This window comes from Streptomyces sp. NPDC025784 (genome assembly GCF_055558435.1).
In genome coordinates, this window is sequence record NZ_JBVHMN010000011.1 from 240,892 (window position 1) to 259,563 (window position 18,672).

Sequence of the window (18,672 nt, forward strand, 5' to 3'; positions counted from 1 at the left end):
CCGGCTCGGCCTCATGGCCGTGCCCGTCGCGTTCTTCGCCGTCTTCTTCGCCTACCCCGTCGCCGCGATCGTGGCCCGCGGCCTGAAGAGCGACGGGCAGTGGCGACTGGGACGGATCGCGGACGTGCTCACGCAGCCCGACATCCGGCACGTGCTCTGGTTCACCACCTGGCAGGCGCTCGCCTCGACGGTGCTCACGCTGCTGATCGCGCTCCCCGGCGCGTATGTGTTCGCGCGCTTCGATTTCAGGGGCAAGCAGGTCCTCAGGGCCGTGGTGACGGTGCCCTTCGTGCTGCCGACCGTCGTCGTCGGCACGGCGTTCCTGGCGCTGGTCGGCCGAGGCGGCCTGCTCGACGAGCTGTGGGGCGTGCGGCTCGACACCACGGTCTGGGCCATTCTGCTCGCGCACGTCTTCTTCAACTACGCGGTCGTCGTACGGACCGTCGGCGGGCTGTGGGCGCAGCTCGACCCACGCCAGGAGGAGGCCGCGCGGATGCTCGGCGCCTCGCGGTTCGCGGCCTGGCGCAAGGTGACGCTTCCGGCGCTGAGCCCGGCCGTGGCCGCCGCCGCGCTCATGGTGTTCCTCTTCACCTTCACCTCCTTCGGCGTGGTGCAGATCCTCGGCGGCCCCACCTTCTCCACCCTCGAAGTCGAGATCTACCGGCAGACCTCGCAGATCTTCGACCTCGCCACGGCGGCGGTGCTGACGCTCATCCAGTTCGTGGCCGTGGGCGCGATCCTCGCCGTGCACGCGGGGACGGTGCGGCGCAGGGAGACCGCGCTGCGCCTGGTGGCCCCGGAGACGACCGCGCGCCGGCCGCGGGGGGCCGGTCAGTGGGCGCTGCTCGGGGGAGTTCTCGCGAGCGTCGCCGTCCTGCTCGTGCTCCCGCTCGGGGTGCTCGTCCAGCGCTCGCTCGACACACCGGGCGGCCATGGCTTCGCCTACTACAGGGCGCTGACCTCCGACGACGGAGGTGCCTTCCTCGTCGCGCCGGTCACGGCGATCGGTACCTCGCTGGAGTACGCCCTCGCCGCCACCGCGATCGCCGTCGTCATCGGCGGACTGGCGGCCGCCGCCCTCACCCGCCGTGACGCGGGCCGTCTCGTACGGGGCTTCGACGCGCTGCTCATGCTGCCGCTCGGCGTCTCCGCCGTGACGGTCGGTTTCGGATTCCTCATCGCGCTCGACGAACCGCCGCTGGACCTGCGGAGCAGCTGGATCCTGGTGCCGCTCGCGCAGGCGCTGGTCGGGGTCCCCTTCGTGGTGCGGACGATGCTGCCCGTACTGCGGGCGGTGGACGGACGGCTGCGTGAGGCGGCGGCCGTGCTCGGCGCCTCGCCCTGGCGCGTGTGGCGCGAGGTCGACCTGCCGATGGTGCGGCGGGCGCTGCTGATCGCGGCCGGGTTCGCCTTCGCCGTGTCGCTCGGCGAGTTCGGGGCGACCGTGTTCATCGCGCGGCCCGACAACCCGACGCTGCCGGTCGCGGTGGCACGTCTGCTCGGGCGGGCGGGCGATCTCAACTACGGCCAGGCGATGGCCCTTTCGACGATCTTGATGGTGGTGTGTGCGGTGGCGCTGCTGCTCCTGGAGCGGGTACGGACGGACCGGACGAGGGAGTTCTGACCATGCTCGAACTCGCAGGCGCGACCGTGCGCTTCGGCGCGCGGGCCGCGCTCGACGCCGTCGGTCTCGACGTGGCGGAGCACGAGATCGTCTGCGTGCTCGGGCCGAGCGGCAGCGGCAAGTCGACGCTGCTCCGGGTCGTCGCGGGACTTCAGGCGCTGGACGCCGGGCGGGTGTGCCTGGACGGCCGGGACCTGGGCGGTGTCCCCGCGCACAAGCGGGGCGTGGGCCTGATGTTCCAGGACCACCAGCTGTTCCCGCAGCGGGACGTGGGCGGCAACGTCGCCTTCGGGCTGCGGATGCACGGCGCACCGAAGGGCGAGCAGGCCGCACATGTCAGGGAGTTGCTGGAGCTCGTCGGTCTTCCGGGGGCCGCGTCCAGGGCCGTCGGGGAGCTGTCCGGCGGTGAGCAGCAGCGGGTCGCGCTGGCCCGCGCGCTCGCCCCGCGCCCTCGTCTGCTGATGCTGGACGAGCCCCTCGGCCAGCTGGACCGATCCCTGCGCGAGCGGCTCGTCGTCGAACTGCGCCAGCTCTTCGGGGAGTTGGGCACGACGGTGCTGGCCGTCACGCATGACCAGGGCGAGGCCTTCGCGATCGCCGACCGGGTCGTGGTGATGCGGGACGGCCGTATCGCCCAGTCCGGTACGCCGCTGGAGGTCTGGCAGCGCCCCGCGGACGCCTTCGTGGCCCGTTTCCTCGGTTTCGACAACGTCGTCGAGGCGACGGTGAGCGGCGAGGCCGCGGACACGCCGTGGGGCAAGGTGCCGGTGCCGCAGGGCTCCCGGCAGGGGACCGGCACGCTCCTCGTGCGGCCCGCGGGCGTACGGCTCGTGGACCGGGCCGACGGGCTGCGCTGCACCGTCGCCGCACGCACCTTCCGGGGCACCCATGTCGCCGTACAGCTGCAACCGGAGGGCGCGCCGCGGCTCGAGGCGGCGTGCGCGCTGCGCGACGCGCCGGCGCCCGGTGACGTGGTCGGAGTGGCGTTCGACGTCGCCGAGATCGCCGTGCTCGGGGGCCCGGGCGGCGCGTAGCGCGCGCCCCGCGCCGTCGCTCGGCCGGCGAACGCCGCTGCGTCGCCGACCGCCCCGCAGAGAGCCCGCGGACTGCGCGCGGCCCGCGGCCCGCGGACGGCGTCCGGCCCGCGGACACGGGTGTGGCCCGCCCCCGGGAAGGGGACGGGCCACACCTGCGTACGGTGGTGCGTCAGCTGGTCTTCGAGGCGCGACGGCGCATGCCGAAGAAGACCGCTCCGCCGCCGACCACGACGAGCGCGCCGGCGATACCGGCGATCATGCCGGTGTTGGAGTTCGCACCGGTCTCGGCGAGGTTGGAGTCACCAGTCGCGGGCGACGGGGAGTTGTCCCCGGTCGTCGCGGGAGCGGTGGTGCTCTCGGAGGCCGACGGGGTCGGCTCGTCCGAAGGCGTCTCCGACGGCTTGGGGGTCTCCGAAGGCGACGGCGTCTCCGTGGACTTGCAGGCCTCGGAGGGGGCGGTCAGGTTCGGGGAGATGTCCTCGTCGACGATGTTCCCGGCCTTGATGTGCACGCGGTACACGGCCTTGGGGGACCAGTCCTCCGAGAACGTCACGGTGGCGCCCTCACGGGTGCCGGTGACCGTCTTGGTGCCGACCAGCTTCTCGTCGGCGCCGTTCGACTCGAGGTAGACCGAGACCTCTGCGTCCTTGCCCGAGGCGTCGGTGTCGGTCACGGTGATGATGCCCTTCCCGTTGTCGTCGCAGGAGGCGACGGCCGAGAAGTCACGGATGTTGCAGGCGAGTGCGTTGCCCGCAACGCCGAGCGCGAGCGCGGCCGAGGCGGATGCAACACCGAGGATGCGCACGGAACGTGCGGTACGGCGAGATATGGACACGATTGCCCTTCACAGATTGCGCAACTGCGGGGGGTGAGGGGGGATTTGTTGTGAAGCGTGCTGCGACAACAGCACCCCCAGGAGTCTCACAGGTTTATAAGCGTCACCTAAGGGCTGTCAATGCGTAGACCCTGCCCGGACGTCGGCTTTGCCTTGTCATTAACCACCGAGGCGTTTGAGCGCCTCCGGAGCGTCCTCGATACGGTCCACGAGCGTGATGCGCGACTCCATCGAGCGGTCCCGGGCCAGTGACTGGAGCAGTGGCCAGGTGGGGTACTTCTCGGTCCAATGTGTCTGGTTCACCAGGACCATGGGGGTCGGCTCGCCCCGCGACTCGTAGTAGTTCGGGGTCGCGTTGTCGAAGATCTCCTGCACGGTCCCGGCCGCGCCCGGCAGGAAGACCACGCCGGCGTTCGAGCGGGCCAGCAGGCCGTCCTCGCGGGTGGCGTTGGCGAAGTACTTGGCGATGTGCGCCGCGAACGCGTTGGGCGGCTCGTGGCCGTAGAACCAGGTGGGGATGCCGACCGACGCGCCGCCGGAGGGCCACCGCTCCCGCACGTCGAAGGCGGCGTGCGCCCAGTCCGTCACCGACGGTCCGAACGACGGTGCCTTGGCGAGCAGTTGCAGGGCCTCGCGGAGCATACGGTCGTCGAAGGGGGCCGCGTACGCACCGAGGTTCGCGGCCTCCATCGCGCCGGGTCCGCCGCCGGTGGCGACCGTGTAACCGGCACGCGCCAGCTCCCGGCCGAGGCGCGCGGCCCCCGCGTACTCCTCGCTGCCGCGTGCCATCGCGTGGCCGCCCATCACGCCGACCACCCGTGCGCCGACCAGGAGTTCGTCGAGCGCGTCCGAGACGGCGTCGTCGTGGACGGAGCGCAGCATCGAGGCGAATATGTCCCCGTCGGCCTTGGTCTGCTGGAACCAGGCGTACGCGCGGGCGTCCGGCGTCGCCTCGTATCCCGAGTCGAGTGCCTCGAAGAGCTCGTCGGGGGAGTAGAGCACGCCGCGGTACGGGTCGAAGGGCAGCCCGGGTACGGGCGGGAAGACCAGGGCGCCCGCGGCCCGGACCGCGGCCGCCGCCTCGGGGTCCATGGGGCAGCCGAGGAAGACGGCTCCCGCGCTGTCCACGGACAGCAGCGTCTTCGTACGGTTCGTCAGATCGACTGCCTGGACCCGGAACCCGGAGAGAGAACTGCCCGCCGCGACGACCTCGTCGAACTCGGCGAGGGACTCGATCTCACGGTCGTCGGACGTGTGTGGTGTCGGCTGCACCCGGTCATGCTAGGGCCTGAACGGCCCGCACCCCGGGGCCGGGACGGAAATCCGTCCCGTGCCGACCGGGGTGCGCGGGGCGTGCGGGTCAGCCCTGGACGGCCGCCGGGTCCATCCACATGACCTCCCAGGTGTGGCCGTCCGGGTCGTCGAAGGCGCGGCCGTACATGAAGCCGTGGTCCTGCGTCTCGCCGGCGGCCGAGCCGCCCGCCGCGATCGCCCCGTCGACCAGTTCGTCGACCTTCTCGCGGCTCTCGGCGCTCAGACACAGCAGCACTTCGCTGGTCTTCGTCGCGTCCGCGATCTGCTTCTTCGTGAAGTCCGCGTAGCGCTGCTTGCTCAGCATCATCGCGACGATGGTGTCGCTGATCACGACACAGGCGCAGTCGTCGGTCGTGAACTGCGGGTTGATCGTGTAGCCGAGCTCCGTGAAGAACTTCTTCGAGGTGTCGACGTCGGCCACGGGCAGGTTCACGAAGATCATCTGCTGGTACATGCGAGGTCTCCCGTCGGTGATGTGGCGTTCGGAGAGGTAGACCGCGGGTCCGCGCGGAACTCATCGCCCGGCGCGGACTCTTTTCGTACGGGCTTTCACTGCACCAGGGGCAGTGCGGCCAATTCGGCGATCACCCAGGTGAGCGGGGTGAACAGGGCGAGCAGCGCGGCGACCCGGAGCGCCGCGGCGCCGCGCAGCACGGTGGCGGGCGCCCCGAGCCGCAGCAGCGCGGCCGTGGTGTCCGCGCGGGCCTGCTTCGCCTCGACGGCGGCCGTCGCCAGGGTCAGCAGGGTGGACCCCGCGACCAGCAGGGTTCCGAGGGTGGTCAGCGGCCCGAATCCGGGCTGCTCGCCGGTGTACAGCGTCGCCATGGCGTAGCCGCCGCAGGCCACCGCGCACACGACACCGAGCGGCTGCCCGATGCGCCGGGACTCCGCCTGCAGGACACGTCCGGCGAGCAGCCGCAGCGCACCCGGCCGTACGGCCTGGAGCAGCCGGCCGCACAGATAGGTGAGCGCCGGTCCCGCCATCGCCAGTCCGAGCGCGGTGAGCACCCAGCCGACCAGCACCCCGGCCGGGCCGTCGGCGAATCCGCCGGGCAGCGTGAGCCCGGCGGCGGAAGGGGAACGGCCCGCGTACGTCTCCACGGCCAGCCCCGCCGCGACCGTCGCCGCGCCCCACGGCAGACCGCCGGGCGTGGTCTCGACGGGCGGGAGGCGGCGCGGGTCGAACTCGACGGCCGGGCGGATCTGCCGACGGCGGCGAGCGGGGGCCTCGGCGGCCTCCTGAGCGTCCGGCGCCTCGGGGCGGGAGTCCTGGGTGTCCCGCCGGCGGCCGGCCCGCGCACGGCCCCCGCGCTCGTCGCGAGCCTCGGTGTCGGCGTGCGCCTGGGGGCCGTCGCGCTCCGTGTCGCCGTACGCCTCCGCGGTCCAGTGGAAGTCCGGACCCGCGTCGGCCACGTCGTCGCCGGCGACGGCGTCGAGGAGGTCGGAGTAGAAGTGCGGGTCGGGGACGCGGGAGGCTTCCCCGCCGGCGCGGGCCGCCGCGTCGCCGTCGGCGCCCCGGGCGGCGGGCGCGCCGGTGTGTCCGGGGGTGTCCGCACCGGCGGAGCCCGCCGTGGTGTCGGTCTCGGCCCCCTGCGCCGTGGAGCGTTCCGTCCGGTCGGCGGTGCGGCTCGCGGAGCCGTCCGCCGCGATCTGCCGTGCCGTGATCCAGGTGCGGCCGTAGGAGTCCACGACGCGGCGCGGCCTGCCGCCCCGCGGACGCAGCGCCACCGCGACCGCGGCGGACGCCGCGAGCGGCACCAGCGCCAGCAGGGTCAGTGCCGCGGGCAGCGGCAGGGAGCTGTCCGTGGCGAGGAACTCCGCCGCCGCGCCGTCCAGGGGCATGCCCGTGAGGTCGCCCCGCAGATACAGGAACAGGACCAGGGCGAGCACCGAGCCGAGGGTGGTGGACAGGGCGGTGGTGGCCGTCGAGATGGCCATCAGGCGCCCCGGGCCGAGCCCGATGGCCGCGAGGCCGGGGCGCGGCCGGGTACCGGGGTCGGTGCGGGCGACCGCGACGGCGAAGTACACGGTCGTCGCCACGGGCACCGCGCACCAGGCGAGCCGCAGTGCCGAGCCGGGCGAGCCGTCCGGGTGCGTCATCGCGTACCCCAGCGCGCACAGCAGCAGGAACCCGGTACCCGTCGAGGCGGCGGCCACCAGCAGCCGGCGGACCTGGACGAGGGGCTGCGCGCCGCGGGCTAGACGGAGAGCGAGCACGCGGCCCGGCCTTCCGTCTCGGTGACCGGGGGCAGGTGGACGGTGTTCACGCGTCGTCCGTCGAGGAGCGACACCGTGCGGTCGGCGAGGGCCGCGGTGTCCGCGTCGTGCGTGGCGAGGACGACCGTGATGCCGTGCGAGCGGGCGGCCGCGGTGAGCGTGCGCAGCACATGGGTGCGGTCGGCGCGGTGCAGCGAGGCGGTCGGCTCGTCGGCGAAGAGCACGGTGGGCGCGGGGACGAGGGCCCGCGCGATGGCGACGCGCTGCCGCTCGGCCTGGAGCAGGGTGTGCGGGCGCTTGCGGGCGCAGCCCCCGATGTCGAGCCGCTCCAGCCACTCCAGGGCGGTGGTCTTGGCGGCCCTGCGTCCGGTACCGCGCAGCATCAGCGGCAGCGCGGCGTTCTCCCAGGCGTTCAGCTCGGGGATCAGCACGGGGGCCGGGTCGATCCAGCCGAAGCGGTCGCGGCGCAGACGTTCGCGGCTGAGCGGGCCCATGGTGTGCACGGGCACGCTGTTGAACCAGACCTCGCCCTCCTGCGGCAGCAGCTGGCCCGACAGGCACTGGAGCAGGGTCGTCTTGCCGCTGCCGCGCGGGCCGCCGACGGCGAGGATCTCGCCCTCTCGAACACCGAGCGAGACACCGCTGAGCGCGGGCGAGCCGTTGTGATTGACGTGCAGGGCGCGTGCCCAGAGCACGTCGTTGTCCGGCGGGGCCACCATCGCGTACACCTCGGTTCAGATCTGATTTGCCAGGCCAAGTCCCCCGGACGAGGGAACGAAGGCAGGGCCGATCGGTCACTGGGCACGCTAGGGAGTCGGGGCCGGGAGGCCGGACAGCACGCGGCCCCGGGCCGCCCATTCTCACTCGAACGGGGGGCACCGGGGCCGGTGTTGATCAACCAGGAGGAAGACCGGAGCTTCGCCGGGGCGTCGTGGCCGCCAGGCCGCGCCCCGGGGTCACGACCCCGGGAACGCGCCTCGGGCGCACGGCCCGCGCGTGGATCAGAGCTTCGCCCACGCCTCCGTCAGCACCTGACGGATGATCCCCTCGATCTCGTCGAAGGTCGACTGGTCGGAGATGAGCGGCGGCGACAGCTGGATGACCGGGTCACCGCGGTCGTCGGCGCGGCAGTACAGGCCGTACTCGAAGAGCTTCTTGGACACGAAGCCGTAGAGCACGCGCTCCGACTCCTCGTCCGTGAAGGTCTCCTTGGTGGCCTTGTCCTTCACGAGCTCGATGCCGTAGAAGAAGCCGTTGCCGCGGACGTCGCCGACGATCGGCAGGTCGTGCAGCTTCTGGAGGGTGCTGAGGAAGGCGCTCTCGTTGTCCAGCACGTGCTGGTTGAGGCCCTCGCGCTCGAACAGGTCGAGGTTGGCGAGGCCCACCGCCGCGGAGACCGGGTGGCCGCCGAAGGTGTAGCCGTGCAGGAAGGTGTTGTCGCCCTTGTAGAACGGCTCGGCGATGCGGTCGGAGACGATGCACGCGCCGATCGGGGAGTAGCCCGAGGTCATGCCCTTGGCGCAGGTGATCATGTCCGGTACGTAGCCGAACTTGTCGCAGGCGAACGTGGTGCCCAGGCGGCCGAAGGCGCAGATGACCTCGTCCGAGACGAGCAGCACGTCGTACTGGTCGCAGATCTCCCGCACCCGCTGGAAGTAGCCGGGCGGCGGCGGGAAGCAGCCGCCGGCGTTCTGCACCGGCTCCAGGAAGACGGCGGCGACCGTCTCCGGGCCCTCGAAGAGGATCTGCTGCTCGATCTGGTCGGCGGCCCAGCGGCCGAAGGCCTCCGGGTCGTCGCCGTGGATCGGGGCGCGGTAGATGTTCGTGTTGGGGACCTTGTGCGCGCCGGGTACCAGCGGCTCGAAGGGGGCCTTCAGGGCCGGCAGGCCGGTGATGGACAGGGCGCCCTGCGGGGTGCCGTGGTAGGCGACCGCACGCGAGATGACCTTGTACTTGGTGTGGTGGCCGCGGAGCTTCCAGTACTGCTTGGCGAGCTTCCACGCGGTCTCGACGGCCTCGCCGCCTCCGGTGGTGAAGAAGACCTTGTTCAGGTCGCCGGGCGCGTGGTGGGCGAGGCGCTCGGCCAGCTCCACGGCCTTGGGGTGGGCGTAGGACCACACGGGGAAGAAGGCCAGCTCGGCGGCCTGCTTGGCGGCCACCTCGGCCAGCTCCTGGCGGCCGTGGCCGGCCTGGACCACGAACAGGCCCGCAAGACCGTCGAGGTACTTCTTGCCCTTGTCGTCGTAGATGTAGGTGCCCTCACCCCGGACGATGGTGGGAACGGGCGCGTTCTCGTACGAGGACATGCGGGTGAAGTGCATCCACAGGTGGTCGTACGCGGTCTTGCTGAGGTCCTTGGTGCTCACGGCTATCGGGTTCCCCACATGTAGGTCTGCTTCTTGAGCTTCAGGTAGACGAAGCTCTCGGTGGAGCGCACCGCGGGCAGGGCCCGGATGCGTTTGTTGATGACGTCCAGCAGGTGGTCGTCGTCCTCGCAGACGACTTCTACGAGGAGGTCGAACGAGCCCGCGGTCATCACCACGTACTCGACTTCCGGCATGGCGGTCAGCGCGTCGGCCACCGGTTCGAGGTCGCCCTCGACGTTGATGCCCACCATCGCCTGCCGGCGGAAGCCCACGGTGAGCGGGTCCGTGACGGCGACGATCTGCATCACGCCCTGGTCGAGCAGCTTCTGGACGCGCTGGCGCACGGCCGCCTCGGACAGGCCCACGGCCTTGCCGATCGCGGCGTACGGGCGGCGTCCGTCCTGCTGCAGCTGCTCGATGATGGCGAGGGAGACGGCATCCAGCTGGGGGGTGCCGTTCCTGGACTCGCGGGAGTCCCTGGGGTCTGCGCTTCGACTGGCCACGGCCTCACTGTGCACGACGTATCGACAGTTCCGCAAGGTCGCAGCGATGAAATTCGTTGTTTACGAGGACGTGTCTTGCGGATTTCGCAGCTCTGGCCGGACCAGGGGTGTTGAAAACGTGGATCCACGGATTAGGGTGGGCCCCTCAGGTATCTCAGGTAGTGGACACCTGGGTGTCCCAGGTAACCGGACAGCTGAGTCAACGCACATCTGACAGGAGGGCCGGGCAGTGAGCACCGAGCTGCGTCGTCTGCGCAATTACATCGACGGAGAGTTCCGCGATGCCGCCGATGGGCGGACCACGGAGGTGGTCAACCCCGCGACCGGTGAGGCGTACGCGACCGCGCCGCTCTCCGGACAGGCCGACGTCGACGCCGCGATGGCGGCCGCCGCCACGGCCTTCCCGGCCTGGCGCGACACCACGCCGTCCGAGCGCCAGAAGGCCCTCCTGAAGATCGCGGACGCCTTCGAGGAGCGGGCCGAGGAGCTCATCGCGGCCGAGGTCGAGAACACCGGCAAGCCGATCGGGCTGACCCGCTCCGAGGAAATCCCGCCGATGGTGGACCAGATCCGCTTCTTCGCGGGCGCCGCACGCATGCTCGAGGGCCGCTCGGCCGGCGAGTACATGGAGGGCATGACCTCGATCGTCCGCCGCGAGCCGGTCGGCGTCTGCGCGCAGGTCGCGCCGTGGAACTACCCGATGATGATGGCCGTGTGGAAGTTCGCCCCGGCCCTGGCGGCCGGCAACACGGTCGTCCTCAAGCCGTCGGACACCACGCCCGCCTCCACCGTCCTGATCGCCGACATCATCGGCGGCATCCTCCCCAAGGGCGTCTTCAACGTCATCTGCGGCGACCGCGACACCGGACGTGCGATGGTCGAGCACCCGACCCCGGCGATGGCGTCCATCACCGGCTCCGTGCGCGCCGGCATGTCGGTCGCCGAGTCGGCGTCCAAGGACCTCAAGCGCGTCCACCTGGAGCTCGGCGGCAAGGCCCCGGTCGTCGTCTTCGAGGACACCGACATCGCCAAGGCCGTCGAGGACATCTCCGTCGCGGGCTTCTTCAACGCCGGCCAGGACTGCACGGCCGCCACCCGCGTACTCGTCCAGGAGTCCATCCACGACGAGTTCGTCGCCGCGCTCGCGAAGGCCGCCGCCGAGACCAAGACCGGTCAGCCGGACGACGAGGACGTGCTCTTCGGCCCCCTGAACAACCCGAACCAGCTGAAGCAGGTCTCCGGGTTCATCGAGCGCCTGCCCGCTCACGCCAAGGTCGAGACGGGCGGCCACCAGGTCGGCGAGAAGGGCTACTTCTACGCCCCGACCGTCGTCTCCGGCCTCAAGCAGGACGACGAGATCATCCAGAACGAGGTCTTCGGCCCGGTCATCACGGTCCAGTCCTTCTCGGACGAGACGCAGGCCGTCGAGTGGGCGAACGGCGTCGACTACGCCCTCGCCTCCTCCGTGTGGACCAAGGACCACTCCCGCGCGATGCGCCTGTCGAAGTCGCTCGACTTCGGCTGCGTCTGGATCAACACCCACATCCCGCTGGTCGCCGAGATGCCGCACGGCGGCTTCAAGAAGTCCGGCTACGGCAAGGACCTGTCGGCGTACGGCTTCGACGACTACACGCGCATCAAGCACGTGATGACCTCGCTCGACGGCTGACCGCCCACCGCCACGGGCCGCGCCGCCGCCATGGCGGCCGGGCCCGGCGGCCGGGCATGTGAGGCGAACAGCGCGGCCCCGGACGGGAATCGACCGTCCGGGGCCGCCGTCGTGCACGGTCCGCTCGCCGGTCCCGGCCGGTGATCGACAGGGTGTCGGGTCGGCGCGCGACCGCTCGACGCAGCGTCCATTGTCGGCGCGGAGCCGTCGGCGGCATGCTGCCCGCGTGCCAGCGATTCGGAACACCTCAGCCCTGTCCCGCCGGTCCCTGCTGCGCGCCCTGGGCGGGGGCGCGGCGCTCGGCGCCCTCGCCGGCTGCGGGGTGCCCGCCGCGTACGTCGCGCCCGGCGACCGGACCGCAGCGGACCTCTCCGCCACGGACAAGCGGCTGACATGGGCGAACTGGCCGCTCTACATCGACACCGATGACGACGACACGGGCAAGCGGCCCACCCTGGACGCCTTCGAGAAGCGCACCGGCATCTCGGTCGACTACATCGAGGAGATCAACGACAACGACGAGTTCTTCGGCAAGATCAGTCCGTCGTTGATGAACCACCAGCGGACGGGCCGCGACCTGATCGTCATCAGCGACTGGATGTGCGCCCGCTTCGTCCGTCTCGGCTGGGTCCAGGAGATGGACCGGTCCGCGCAGCCCAACGTGACCAAGTACCTCGACCCGCTGCTGCGTTCGCCCGCCTTCGACCCCGGCCGCAAGTCGACGGTGCCCTGGCAGTCGGGCATCACCGGGATCGCGTACAACCACCGCAAGCTCGGTCGCGAGATCCGGCACGTCTCCGATCTGTGGGCCGACGACCTGAAGGGGCGCGTCACCCTGCTCTCCGGCCTGGACGAGGCCTTCGCGCTGCTCATGCAGGGCAACGGGGTCGACATCACCCAGTGGACCGCGGACGACTTCCACCGGGTCTGCGACCAGGTCGAGAAGCATGTGCACGGCGGGCAGATCCGGCGCTTCACCGGCAACGACTACATCAAGGACCTCTCCAGCGGCGACGTCCTGGCCTGTCAGGCCTACTCCGGCGACGTGATCCAGCTCCAGGCCGACAACCCCGACATCCGTTTCGTCGTCCCCGAGGAGGGCGCCGAGCTCTGGGCCGAGTCGCTGATGATCCCCAACCTGGCCCGCCACAAGACCAACGCGGAGAAGCTCGTCGACTACTACTACGAGCCGGAGGTCGCCGCCGAGCTGGCCGCCTGGGTCAACTACGTGTGTCCGGTCCCCGCCGCCCAGGACGTCCTGGCCTCCTCCAAGGACAAGGACACCGCCGCCCTCGCCGAGGACCCGCTGATCTTCCCGGACGCGGCCATGCGCAAGCGGCTCGCGATCGCCCGGGACATCGACTCCGGCGAGCGCGCCGAGTTCGCGAAGCGCTGGAACGCCATCGCCGGGCTCTAGGCACGGTGCGGGCCGGCCCGTCGAGCATCGTCCGCGCTTCGCGCCGGCCGGCGCGTCCCCTCTACTTGAGGCCGCTGAGCATGACGCCGCGGATGTAGTGCTTCTGCAGCAGCAGGAAGAGGATCAGGACCGGCAGGACGCTCAGCACGAGACCGGCCATGACGATGGGCATCGTGCGGGTCGGGTCGACGTGGTCCTGAAGGAGCTGGATGCCGACGGGCAGGGTCATCACGTCCGGGTTGGCGGTCGACACGAGCAGCGCCCAGATGTACTCGTTCCAGGCGTCGACGAAGGTCAGCAGTCCGAGCGTGACCACGACCGGCTTGGTCTGCGGCACCACGATCCGCCACCACACTGCGAACTCGCCGGCCCCGTCGATGCGTGCCGCCTCCAGGACCTCGTCCGGGATCGAGAGCATGAACTGGCGTGTCAGGAAGATCCCGAAGCCGTTGACGAGGAACGGCACGGCCAGCGCCGCGATGCTGACGGTCAGACCCGCACCGCCGCGGCCCAGCAGGTCGTTGCCGCCCGCCAGCGGCCAGTGCACCAGGATCAGGAAGTGCGGGATGAAAAAGAGGAACGGCGGGAACATCATCGTCGACAGCACCAGGCGGAAGATGAAGTTCCGTCCGGGGAAGCGGAGTTTGGCGAGCGCGTAGCCGGCCAGGGACGACGTGAGCAGCACCGATCCGGTGATCAGGGCGGTCGCGACGACGCTGTTGCGGAAGAGCACCGGCAGATCGAGCTGGTCGACCGCCGCCCGGTAGTTGGACACGTCGAACGCCTCGGGCAGGAACCGGTACGGCAGCGTGCCCGCCTCGTCGGGCCCCTTGAAGGACGTCATCACCATGTCGAGGAACGGCACCACCGTGAGCACGGCGCCGGTCACCACCACCAGATACGACAGCCACGGGAAACGGCGGCGGATCATGCGTCCTCCCCTTTGCGCCGGAAGATCCACAACTGCACCAGGGTGACCACGAGGACCACCACGAACAGCACGAAGGCGGCGGCGCTCGCGGCGCCCCAGTCGCCGTAACTGAAGGCCTGCCGGTACATCTCCAGCGCGGCCACGTTGGTCGCGTCCCCCGGCCCGCCCTTGGTCATCACGATGATCAGCGCGAACGACTGCAGGCCGGTGAGGAACTGGGTGATGCACACGAACAGCAGGGACGGCCGCAGCAGCGGCAGCGTGATCCTCCAGAAGACGGTGACCGGACCGGCGCCGTCGAGCGCGGCGGCCTCGTAGTACGACTCCGGAATGGACTTCAGCCCGGCGGTCAGTACGAGGATCGCCGAGCCGAGCGACGCCCAGGCCTGCACGACGACGACCGAGGGCAGCGCGGTGTCCGGGTCCTGGAGGAACGCGACCGAGCCGAGCCCGAGGGCGTTCAGGACGCCGTTGACCAGGCCTCCCGGCTCGTACATGTACTTCCACACGTTGCCGACGGCGACGACGGTCGTGACGATCGGCAGGAAGTACAGGGTGCGCCACAGGCCCTGGAACCGGAGCTTGTCGATGGAGGTGGCCACGAGCACCGATCCGGCGAGCGCGAGTGCCACGGTGCCCAGGGCGAACAGCAGGGTGTTGGTGAGGATCGGCGCCAGGAACGTCGACCCCTCCGCGAACAGATCGGTGAAGTTGTCCAGGCCGACCGGATCGATGTCGCCGAGCTCGAACCCGGCCCAGCGGGACATCGACAGCAGCAGCGCGAAGCCGAGCGGCAGGATCAGAAAGACGGCGAAGAACAGCAGCGTCGGCGCCAGGAAGAGATAGGCGACGGCCACCTGACGGCGCCGGGCCCGGGGCCCGGTCCGCCTGCGGTCCTCAACGGGGGGCCGGGCGGACCGCACACCGCGGGCCCGCTCCGTGGTCTCGGGCGCCAGGGTGTTCACCATGAGCGCGACACCTCCTGATCGACCTGGCGGCGGGTGGTGCGCAGTGCCTCGTCGACCGACTGCTGACCGGTCCACAGCGCCTCGATGTTCTTGCGCAGCAGCGACTTGGCCTGCTGCGCGCCCGGTACGTTCGGCTCCGGCACCGCGTATCCCAGCGCGTCGAGGAACGGGCGCAGATTCGGATCGCCGCCCTTGCCGAGGAGTGTCCGCATGTCGTCGGCGCGGCCCGTCAGGGAGCCCACCGACACCTGGAGGGCGCTCATCCTGGTCGCGGTCACGCCCTTGCCCGCGCCCTTCACGCCGACCTTCTCGGTGTTGAGCCAGCGCAGGAAATCCCAGGCCTCGCGCGGGTGTTCACTGGTCGCGTTGACCCCCAGCATGAAGCCGGTGGAGAGCGTGGCGCGCGTGTCGTCCGCCGCGGGCACGGGCAGCGGCGCGACGCCCACGTCACGGTAGCCCTCGCCCATCTGGGCCTTCAGGCTCCCGGTCCACCAGCCGGCGCTGATGACCATGGCCACCTGACCGGACTGGAACGCCTTGTAGACGTTGACGCCGGGGGCGCTCGCCCCCTTGGTCACGAGGCGGTGCTCCAGGTCGAACACGGCCCGGCCGGCCGGCGAGTCGATGGCGGTGCTCCTGCCGTCCGCGGCGACGAACGCTCCGCCGGCTGCGTTGAGCAGGGCGAGTGTCTGGCCGACCGTGGTGGAGTCGTCGTAGGTCGACAGGCCGAACCCCTGGACCAGCGTGTTGCCGTACCCGTCCCGCTTCGCGGTGCGGTACGCCGTTTCCTCCAACTCCCGCCAGGTGCGCGGGGGATGAGCGACGCCGGCCTCGCGCAGCAGCCGCTTGTTGTAGTACAGGGCGTACGTCTGCACCTCGGTGGGGTAGCCGTAGACCGTGCCGCCCACCGACGAGGAGCCGACCGCGGCCCGGCCGTAGCCGCTCCTGATCTCCTCGGCGTGCTCCGGCGGCGCCGGCCGCAGGACGCCGGCCTGGACGAGCTGGCCGTTCCACAGGCAGTACGGGTGCAGGATGTCGGCGCCCTGGCCCGCGGCCTGCCGGACCATGAACGTGGTCAGCAGGTCCGTGAACTCGACCGCCGTCGTCCGCACCTTGACCCGGTCGTGCAGCGCGTTCCACTCGTCGACCGGACCCCTCAGGGCTTCCGCCGCCTCCCCGCTCGCGTAGTGCGAGAGCAGGGTGAGGACGACCGGATCACCGGGCCGCCCGGTGCCCCGGTGCGGTCCGGCGCATCCGGAGACCAGCAGCGCCGAGGGGAGCGCGAGCGCGAAGTGGCGCCGGCTCAGGCCGCCGACGCGGCGCGACGGCGTCATCCGGCGGCCTCCCGGCGCATCACACGGAACACCCTGGTCGTGGTGAAACCGGTCCTGCGGTACAGGTGGCCCGCGGGGGACTGCTCGCCGGTCCACAGGAACCACGCGGAGTGCGCACGGCGCGCCCGCATCCGCTCCAGGACCAGGTGGAGCAGGACCTTGCCGAGGCCGGTGCCGCGCAGGTCCTCCAGCACGCCGAACGGGCCGAACCGCTCGTCCACCTTGTCGAAGGTGCCGTGCATCGCCCAGCCGACCAGCCGGCCCGAAGGGTCCCGGGCGACGACGATCCGGTCCAGCGGCGTGCCCGCGGCCAGCGACTCCCGGATCGTGCACGCCCAGTCCGGGCCGAAGTGGGTCCCGGCGAGCGCGAACAGGTCCACCAGGTCGTCGTCGCGCGGTGTGGCGAAGCGGTATCCGGACGCCGTCAGTTCGTCCCGGCGGCGCGCGACGTCCTCCGGGATGCGATAGCCGACCAGGCCGCGGTGCATCGCCGCCGCCTCGTACAGCGTGCGGAAGCCCAGGGATTCGAGGAGCCCGGCGGCTTCCGGGTACGCCTCGGCGTCCAGGCCGGGGAGGACGTAGTTCGGCGTGTACGAGGAGAAGTCCACCCGGGTGCGGCCGTGCCGGTGCAGCCAGTCCAGGGCCTCGGTCAGCAGGTGGCGGCCGAGGCCGCGTCCGCGGACTGCCGGGTCGACGAAGAAGAACGGGATCCAGCCCTGGTCCGGCTCCAGATCGGTGCCGGCCATCGGCGTCAGACGGCGCACCGCGTAGGCCGCGCCCACGATGCGGTCGCCGTCGACGGCGACCCGCAGGCCCTCCGGATCGAAGTTGGCGTCGAGCAGCACCAGGGAGCGGAAGCGGTCCGGGGTGATCGCGTCGGCCGGCGCACTGCGGCGCCACGCCTCCACCAACTGCGGGCCGTCGCCCGCGCGGAAGCCACGCGTCCCGGTCCGTGAGGCCGTCGTGGATGTCGTCGTGGATGTCCTCGTGCGGTCGGTCATCGACGGGGGTGTCCTTCCATACGCGGGTCGCGGCCGGCGTCGGGCGTCGACCGCAGCCCTGTCTCGGTCCGGTGCGGGGCGCTCCGTGCGACGGCGCTCGGCACGCGGTCCGCGAGGGCGAGCCGGGCGGCGCCACCGGGGCGGGTGGTCTCAGGCGTAGAGCAGCACGTCGTCCCCGGCCCACCGGCCGGGCGGCCCCGGCGGATCGCACAGCGGCAGCGGGTCGTCGCCCGCGTCGACGGTGCGCCGCAATCGGTCGGACCCCCACAGCAGGTCGACGAAGTGACGGTGGCCGGTCCCCTCCGCGCCGCCGTCCGCGCTACGCCAGGCGAAGTCGTCGGGGTACAGCCGCCGCAGCGTGGCGAGCATCGCGACGGCGGTGCGCACGGGGGCGAACGCCTCGCGGTCGGTGATGTGGAGCTGGACCCCGCGCAGCGGCCGTCCGGCGTGTTTGTGGAAGGTCGGTACGTACCGCAGATCACGGAAGTGCACTCCGGGCAGGGCGAGTTCGGCGAGCGCGGGCGCGAACCGCGCGTCGATGTACGGGGCCCCGACGATCTCGAACGGCTGCGTGGTGCCCCGGCCCTCCGAGAGATTCGTCCCCTCGAACAGGCAGGTGCCGGGGTAGACGGTGGCGGTCGCGGGCGTCGGGATGTTCGGCGAGGGCGCCACCCAGGGCAGGCCGGTGGCCTCCGCGTCCGCGGCGCGCCGCCAGCCGGCCGCCTCGACGACCGTCAAGTCGGCTGCGGTGCCCGCCACTTGGGGGACGAGTGAGGCGTTCAGGAGGCGGGCGACCTCGCCGCAGGTGAGACCGTGCCGGACGGGCATCGGGGCGCGTCCGACGAAGCTGGCCCATCCGGGGTCGAGCAGCGGGCCCTCGCTGACGAGCCCCCCGAGGGGATTCGGCCGGTCCGCGACGACGAACCGCACGCCCGTGCGGGCCGCCGAGACCAGCAGGTCGAACATGGTCCACACATAAGTGTAGAACCTCGCCCCGATGTCCTGGAGGTCGTACACCAGGGCGTCCACGCCGCTGTGGAGCAGCAGCTCGTCCAGGTGCTCGCCGTCGCACCGGTAGGTGTCGTGGACCGGCAGTCCGGTGGCGGGATCGGCCTGCGCGGCCTCGCTCTCGCCCGCCTGGCCGGTTCCGTGCAGCCCGTGCTCCGGACCGAACAGGGCGACCAGCCGCACGCCGGCGTCGAGCAGCGCGGGCGCGGCCGGACGCAGGTCGGGCAGGACGCCGGTGTGGTTGGTCACGAGCCCGATGCGGCCGGGTCCGGCGAGTCCGGGCGAGGCGTGCAGTCGCGCGATCCCGGTCGTCACCGCGGCGCGCTCGTCGGTGCTCATCCTCTGCCCCCGTCTGCCGGTGACCTCTCTCAGCGGTAGCTGGAAATGTACTGGGATGTCCCGGAATTCTGGGGAACCACGGGGGCACGTCGAGCCGGACGCGCCGTGA

General features: G+C 71.5%; 16 protein-coding genes. 4 read left to right on the top strand and 12 right to left on the bottom strand.

What is annotated here, in order from left to right:
* The first annotated feature begins 13 nt into the window (after positions 1-13).
* A complete protein-coding gene (locus ACZ4IF_RS25245) occupies positions 14-1,624 on the top strand; it encodes an ABC transporter permease (protein WP_467566467.1) in 1,611 nt (536 codons plus the stop codon).
* Positions 1,625-1,626: 2 nt separating this feature from the next.
* Entirely contained in the window at positions 1,627-2,658 is a 1,032-nt protein-coding gene (locus ACZ4IF_RS25250) for an ABC transporter ATP-binding protein (protein WP_467566470.1), read from the top strand.
* Positions 2,659-2,830: 172 nt separating this feature from the next.
* Here the strand turns inward: ACZ4IF_RS25250 and ACZ4IF_RS25255 are convergent, their stop codons facing one another.
* From ACZ4IF_RS25255 to ACZ4IF_RS25285, 7 genes are all read right to left on the bottom strand, one after another.
* Positions 2,831-3,496: an LAETG motif-containing sortase-dependent surface protein gene (locus tag ACZ4IF_RS25255; protein WP_467566473.1), complete on the bottom strand. Its 666-nt coding sequence runs from the start codon at positions 3,494-3,496 to the stop codon at positions 2,831-2,833.
* 159 nt (positions 3,497-3,655) lie between these two features.
* Complete coding sequence (locus tag ACZ4IF_RS25260; RefSeq protein WP_467566476.1) at positions 3,656-4,768, bottom strand: LOG family protein; 1,113 nt, start codon at positions 4,766-4,768, stop codon at positions 3,656-3,658.
* Between the two features lie 88 nt (positions 4,769-4,856).
* Positions 4,857-5,264 (bottom strand): VOC family protein, encoded by a 408-nt coding sequence (locus tag ACZ4IF_RS25265; protein WP_467566479.1) that lies wholly within the window; start codon positions 5,262-5,264, stop codon positions 4,857-4,859.
* A 95-nt stretch (positions 5,265-5,359) separates the two neighbouring features.
* Positions 5,360-7,027 (bottom strand): hypothetical protein, encoded by a 1,668-nt coding sequence (locus tag ACZ4IF_RS25270; protein ID WP_467566482.1) that lies wholly within the window; start codon positions 7,025-7,027, stop codon positions 5,360-5,362.
* Positions 7,009-7,746, bottom strand: a complete 738-nt coding sequence (locus ACZ4IF_RS25275; protein ID WP_095936936.1) for an ABC transporter ATP-binding protein — start codon at positions 7,744-7,746, stop codon at positions 7,009-7,011. The genes ACZ4IF_RS25270 and ACZ4IF_RS25275 overlap by 19 nt, the downstream gene beginning before the upstream one ends.
* A gap of 282 nt (positions 7,747-8,028) precedes the next feature.
* Positions 8,029-9,411 (bottom strand): aspartate aminotransferase family protein, encoded by a 1,383-nt coding sequence (locus ACZ4IF_RS25280; protein WP_028802479.1) that lies wholly within the window; start codon positions 9,409-9,411, stop codon positions 8,029-8,031.
* On the bottom strand, positions 9,396-9,911 hold the full coding sequence (locus tag ACZ4IF_RS25285; RefSeq protein WP_095936937.1) for an Lrp/AsnC family transcriptional regulator: 516 nt from the start codon (positions 9,909-9,911) through the stop codon (positions 9,396-9,398). The genes ACZ4IF_RS25280 and ACZ4IF_RS25285 overlap by 16 nt, the downstream gene beginning before the upstream one ends.
* A 214-nt stretch (positions 9,912-10,125) precedes the next feature.
* On the opposite strand from ACZ4IF_RS25285, the gene ACZ4IF_RS25290 reads away from it, so the two are divergent.
* On the top strand, positions 10,126-11,565 hold the full coding sequence (locus tag ACZ4IF_RS25290) for a gamma-aminobutyraldehyde dehydrogenase (RefSeq protein ID WP_467566485.1): 1,440 nt from the start codon (positions 10,126-10,128) through the stop codon (positions 11,563-11,565).
* 226 nt (positions 11,566-11,791) lie between these two features.
* Positions 11,792-12,982, top strand: a complete 1,191-nt coding sequence (locus ACZ4IF_RS25295; RefSeq protein WP_467566488.1) for a polyamine ABC transporter substrate-binding protein — start codon at positions 11,792-11,794, stop codon at positions 12,980-12,982.
* Positions 12,983-13,043: 61 nt separating this feature from the next.
* On the opposite strand, the gene ACZ4IF_RS25300 is transcribed toward ACZ4IF_RS25295, so the two are convergent.
* The 5 genes from ACZ4IF_RS25300 to ACZ4IF_RS25320 form a co-directional block, all read right to left on the bottom strand.
* Positions 13,044-13,913 (bottom strand): carbohydrate ABC transporter permease, encoded by an 870-nt coding sequence (locus tag ACZ4IF_RS25300; protein ID WP_467566490.1) that lies wholly within the window; start codon positions 13,911-13,913, stop codon positions 13,044-13,046.
* On the bottom strand, positions 13,910-14,881 hold the full coding sequence (locus ACZ4IF_RS25305) for a carbohydrate ABC transporter permease (RefSeq protein WP_467566493.1): 972 nt from the start codon (positions 14,879-14,881) through the stop codon (positions 13,910-13,912). Before ACZ4IF_RS25305 ends, ACZ4IF_RS25300 begins: the two co-directional genes overlap by 4 nt.
* Positions 14,875-16,215 (bottom strand): ABC transporter substrate-binding protein, encoded by a 1,341-nt coding sequence (locus ACZ4IF_RS25310; protein WP_467566496.1) that lies wholly within the window; start codon positions 16,213-16,215, stop codon positions 14,875-14,877. Before ACZ4IF_RS25310 ends, ACZ4IF_RS25305 begins: the two co-directional genes overlap by 7 nt.
* Positions 16,212-17,216 carry a GNAT family N-acetyltransferase gene (locus tag ACZ4IF_RS25315; protein ID WP_467566499.1) on the bottom strand — a complete coding sequence of 335 codons (1,005 nt, stop codon included), beginning with the start codon at positions 17,214-17,216 and terminating at the stop codon, positions 16,212-16,214. Before ACZ4IF_RS25315 ends, ACZ4IF_RS25310 begins: the two co-directional genes overlap by 4 nt.
* 150 nt (positions 17,217-17,366) lie before the next feature.
* Complete coding sequence (locus ACZ4IF_RS25320) at positions 17,367-18,563, bottom strand: exo-beta-N-acetylmuramidase NamZ family protein (RefSeq protein ID WP_467566502.1); 1,197 nt, start codon at positions 18,561-18,563, stop codon at positions 17,367-17,369.
* Positions 18,564-18,672: the final 109 nt, after the last annotated feature.

Excerpts from the sequence above, each read along its gene's own strand:
- ACZ4IF_RS25245 (WP_467566467.1), top strand. The coding sequence starts at position 14 with ATGGCCGTGCCCGTCGCGTTCTTCGCCGTCTTCTTCGCCTACCCCGTC.
- ACZ4IF_RS25250 (WP_467566470.1), top strand. The coding sequence starts at position 1,627 with ATGCTCGAACTCGCAGGCGCGACCGTGCGCTTCGGCGCGCGGGCCGCG.
- ACZ4IF_RS25265 (WP_467566479.1), bottom strand. The coding sequence starts at position 5,264 with ATGTACCAGCAGATGATCTTCGTGAACCTGCCCGTGGCCGACGTCGAC.
- ACZ4IF_RS25275 (WP_095936936.1), bottom strand. The coding sequence starts at position 7,746 with ATGGTGGCCCCGCCGGACAACGACGTGCTCTGGGCACGCGCCCTGCAC.
- ACZ4IF_RS25300 (WP_467566490.1), bottom strand. The coding sequence starts at position 13,913 with ATGATCCGCCGCCGTTTCCCGTGGCTGTCGTATCTGGTGGTGGTGACC.
- ACZ4IF_RS25305 (WP_467566493.1), bottom strand. The coding sequence starts at position 14,881 with ATGGTGAACACCCTGGCGCCCGAGACCACGGAGCGGGCCCGCGGTGTG.
- ACZ4IF_RS25310 (WP_467566496.1), bottom strand. The coding sequence starts at position 16,215 with ATGACGCCGTCGCGCCGCGTCGGCGGCCTGAGCCGGCGCCACTTCGCG.
- ACZ4IF_RS25315 (WP_467566499.1), bottom strand. The coding sequence starts at position 17,216 with ATGACCGACCGCACGAGGACATCCACGACGACATCCACGACGGCCTCA.
- ACZ4IF_RS25320 (WP_467566502.1), bottom strand. The coding sequence starts at position 18,563 with ATGAGCACCGACGAGCGCGCCGCGGTGACGACCGGGATCGCGCGACTG.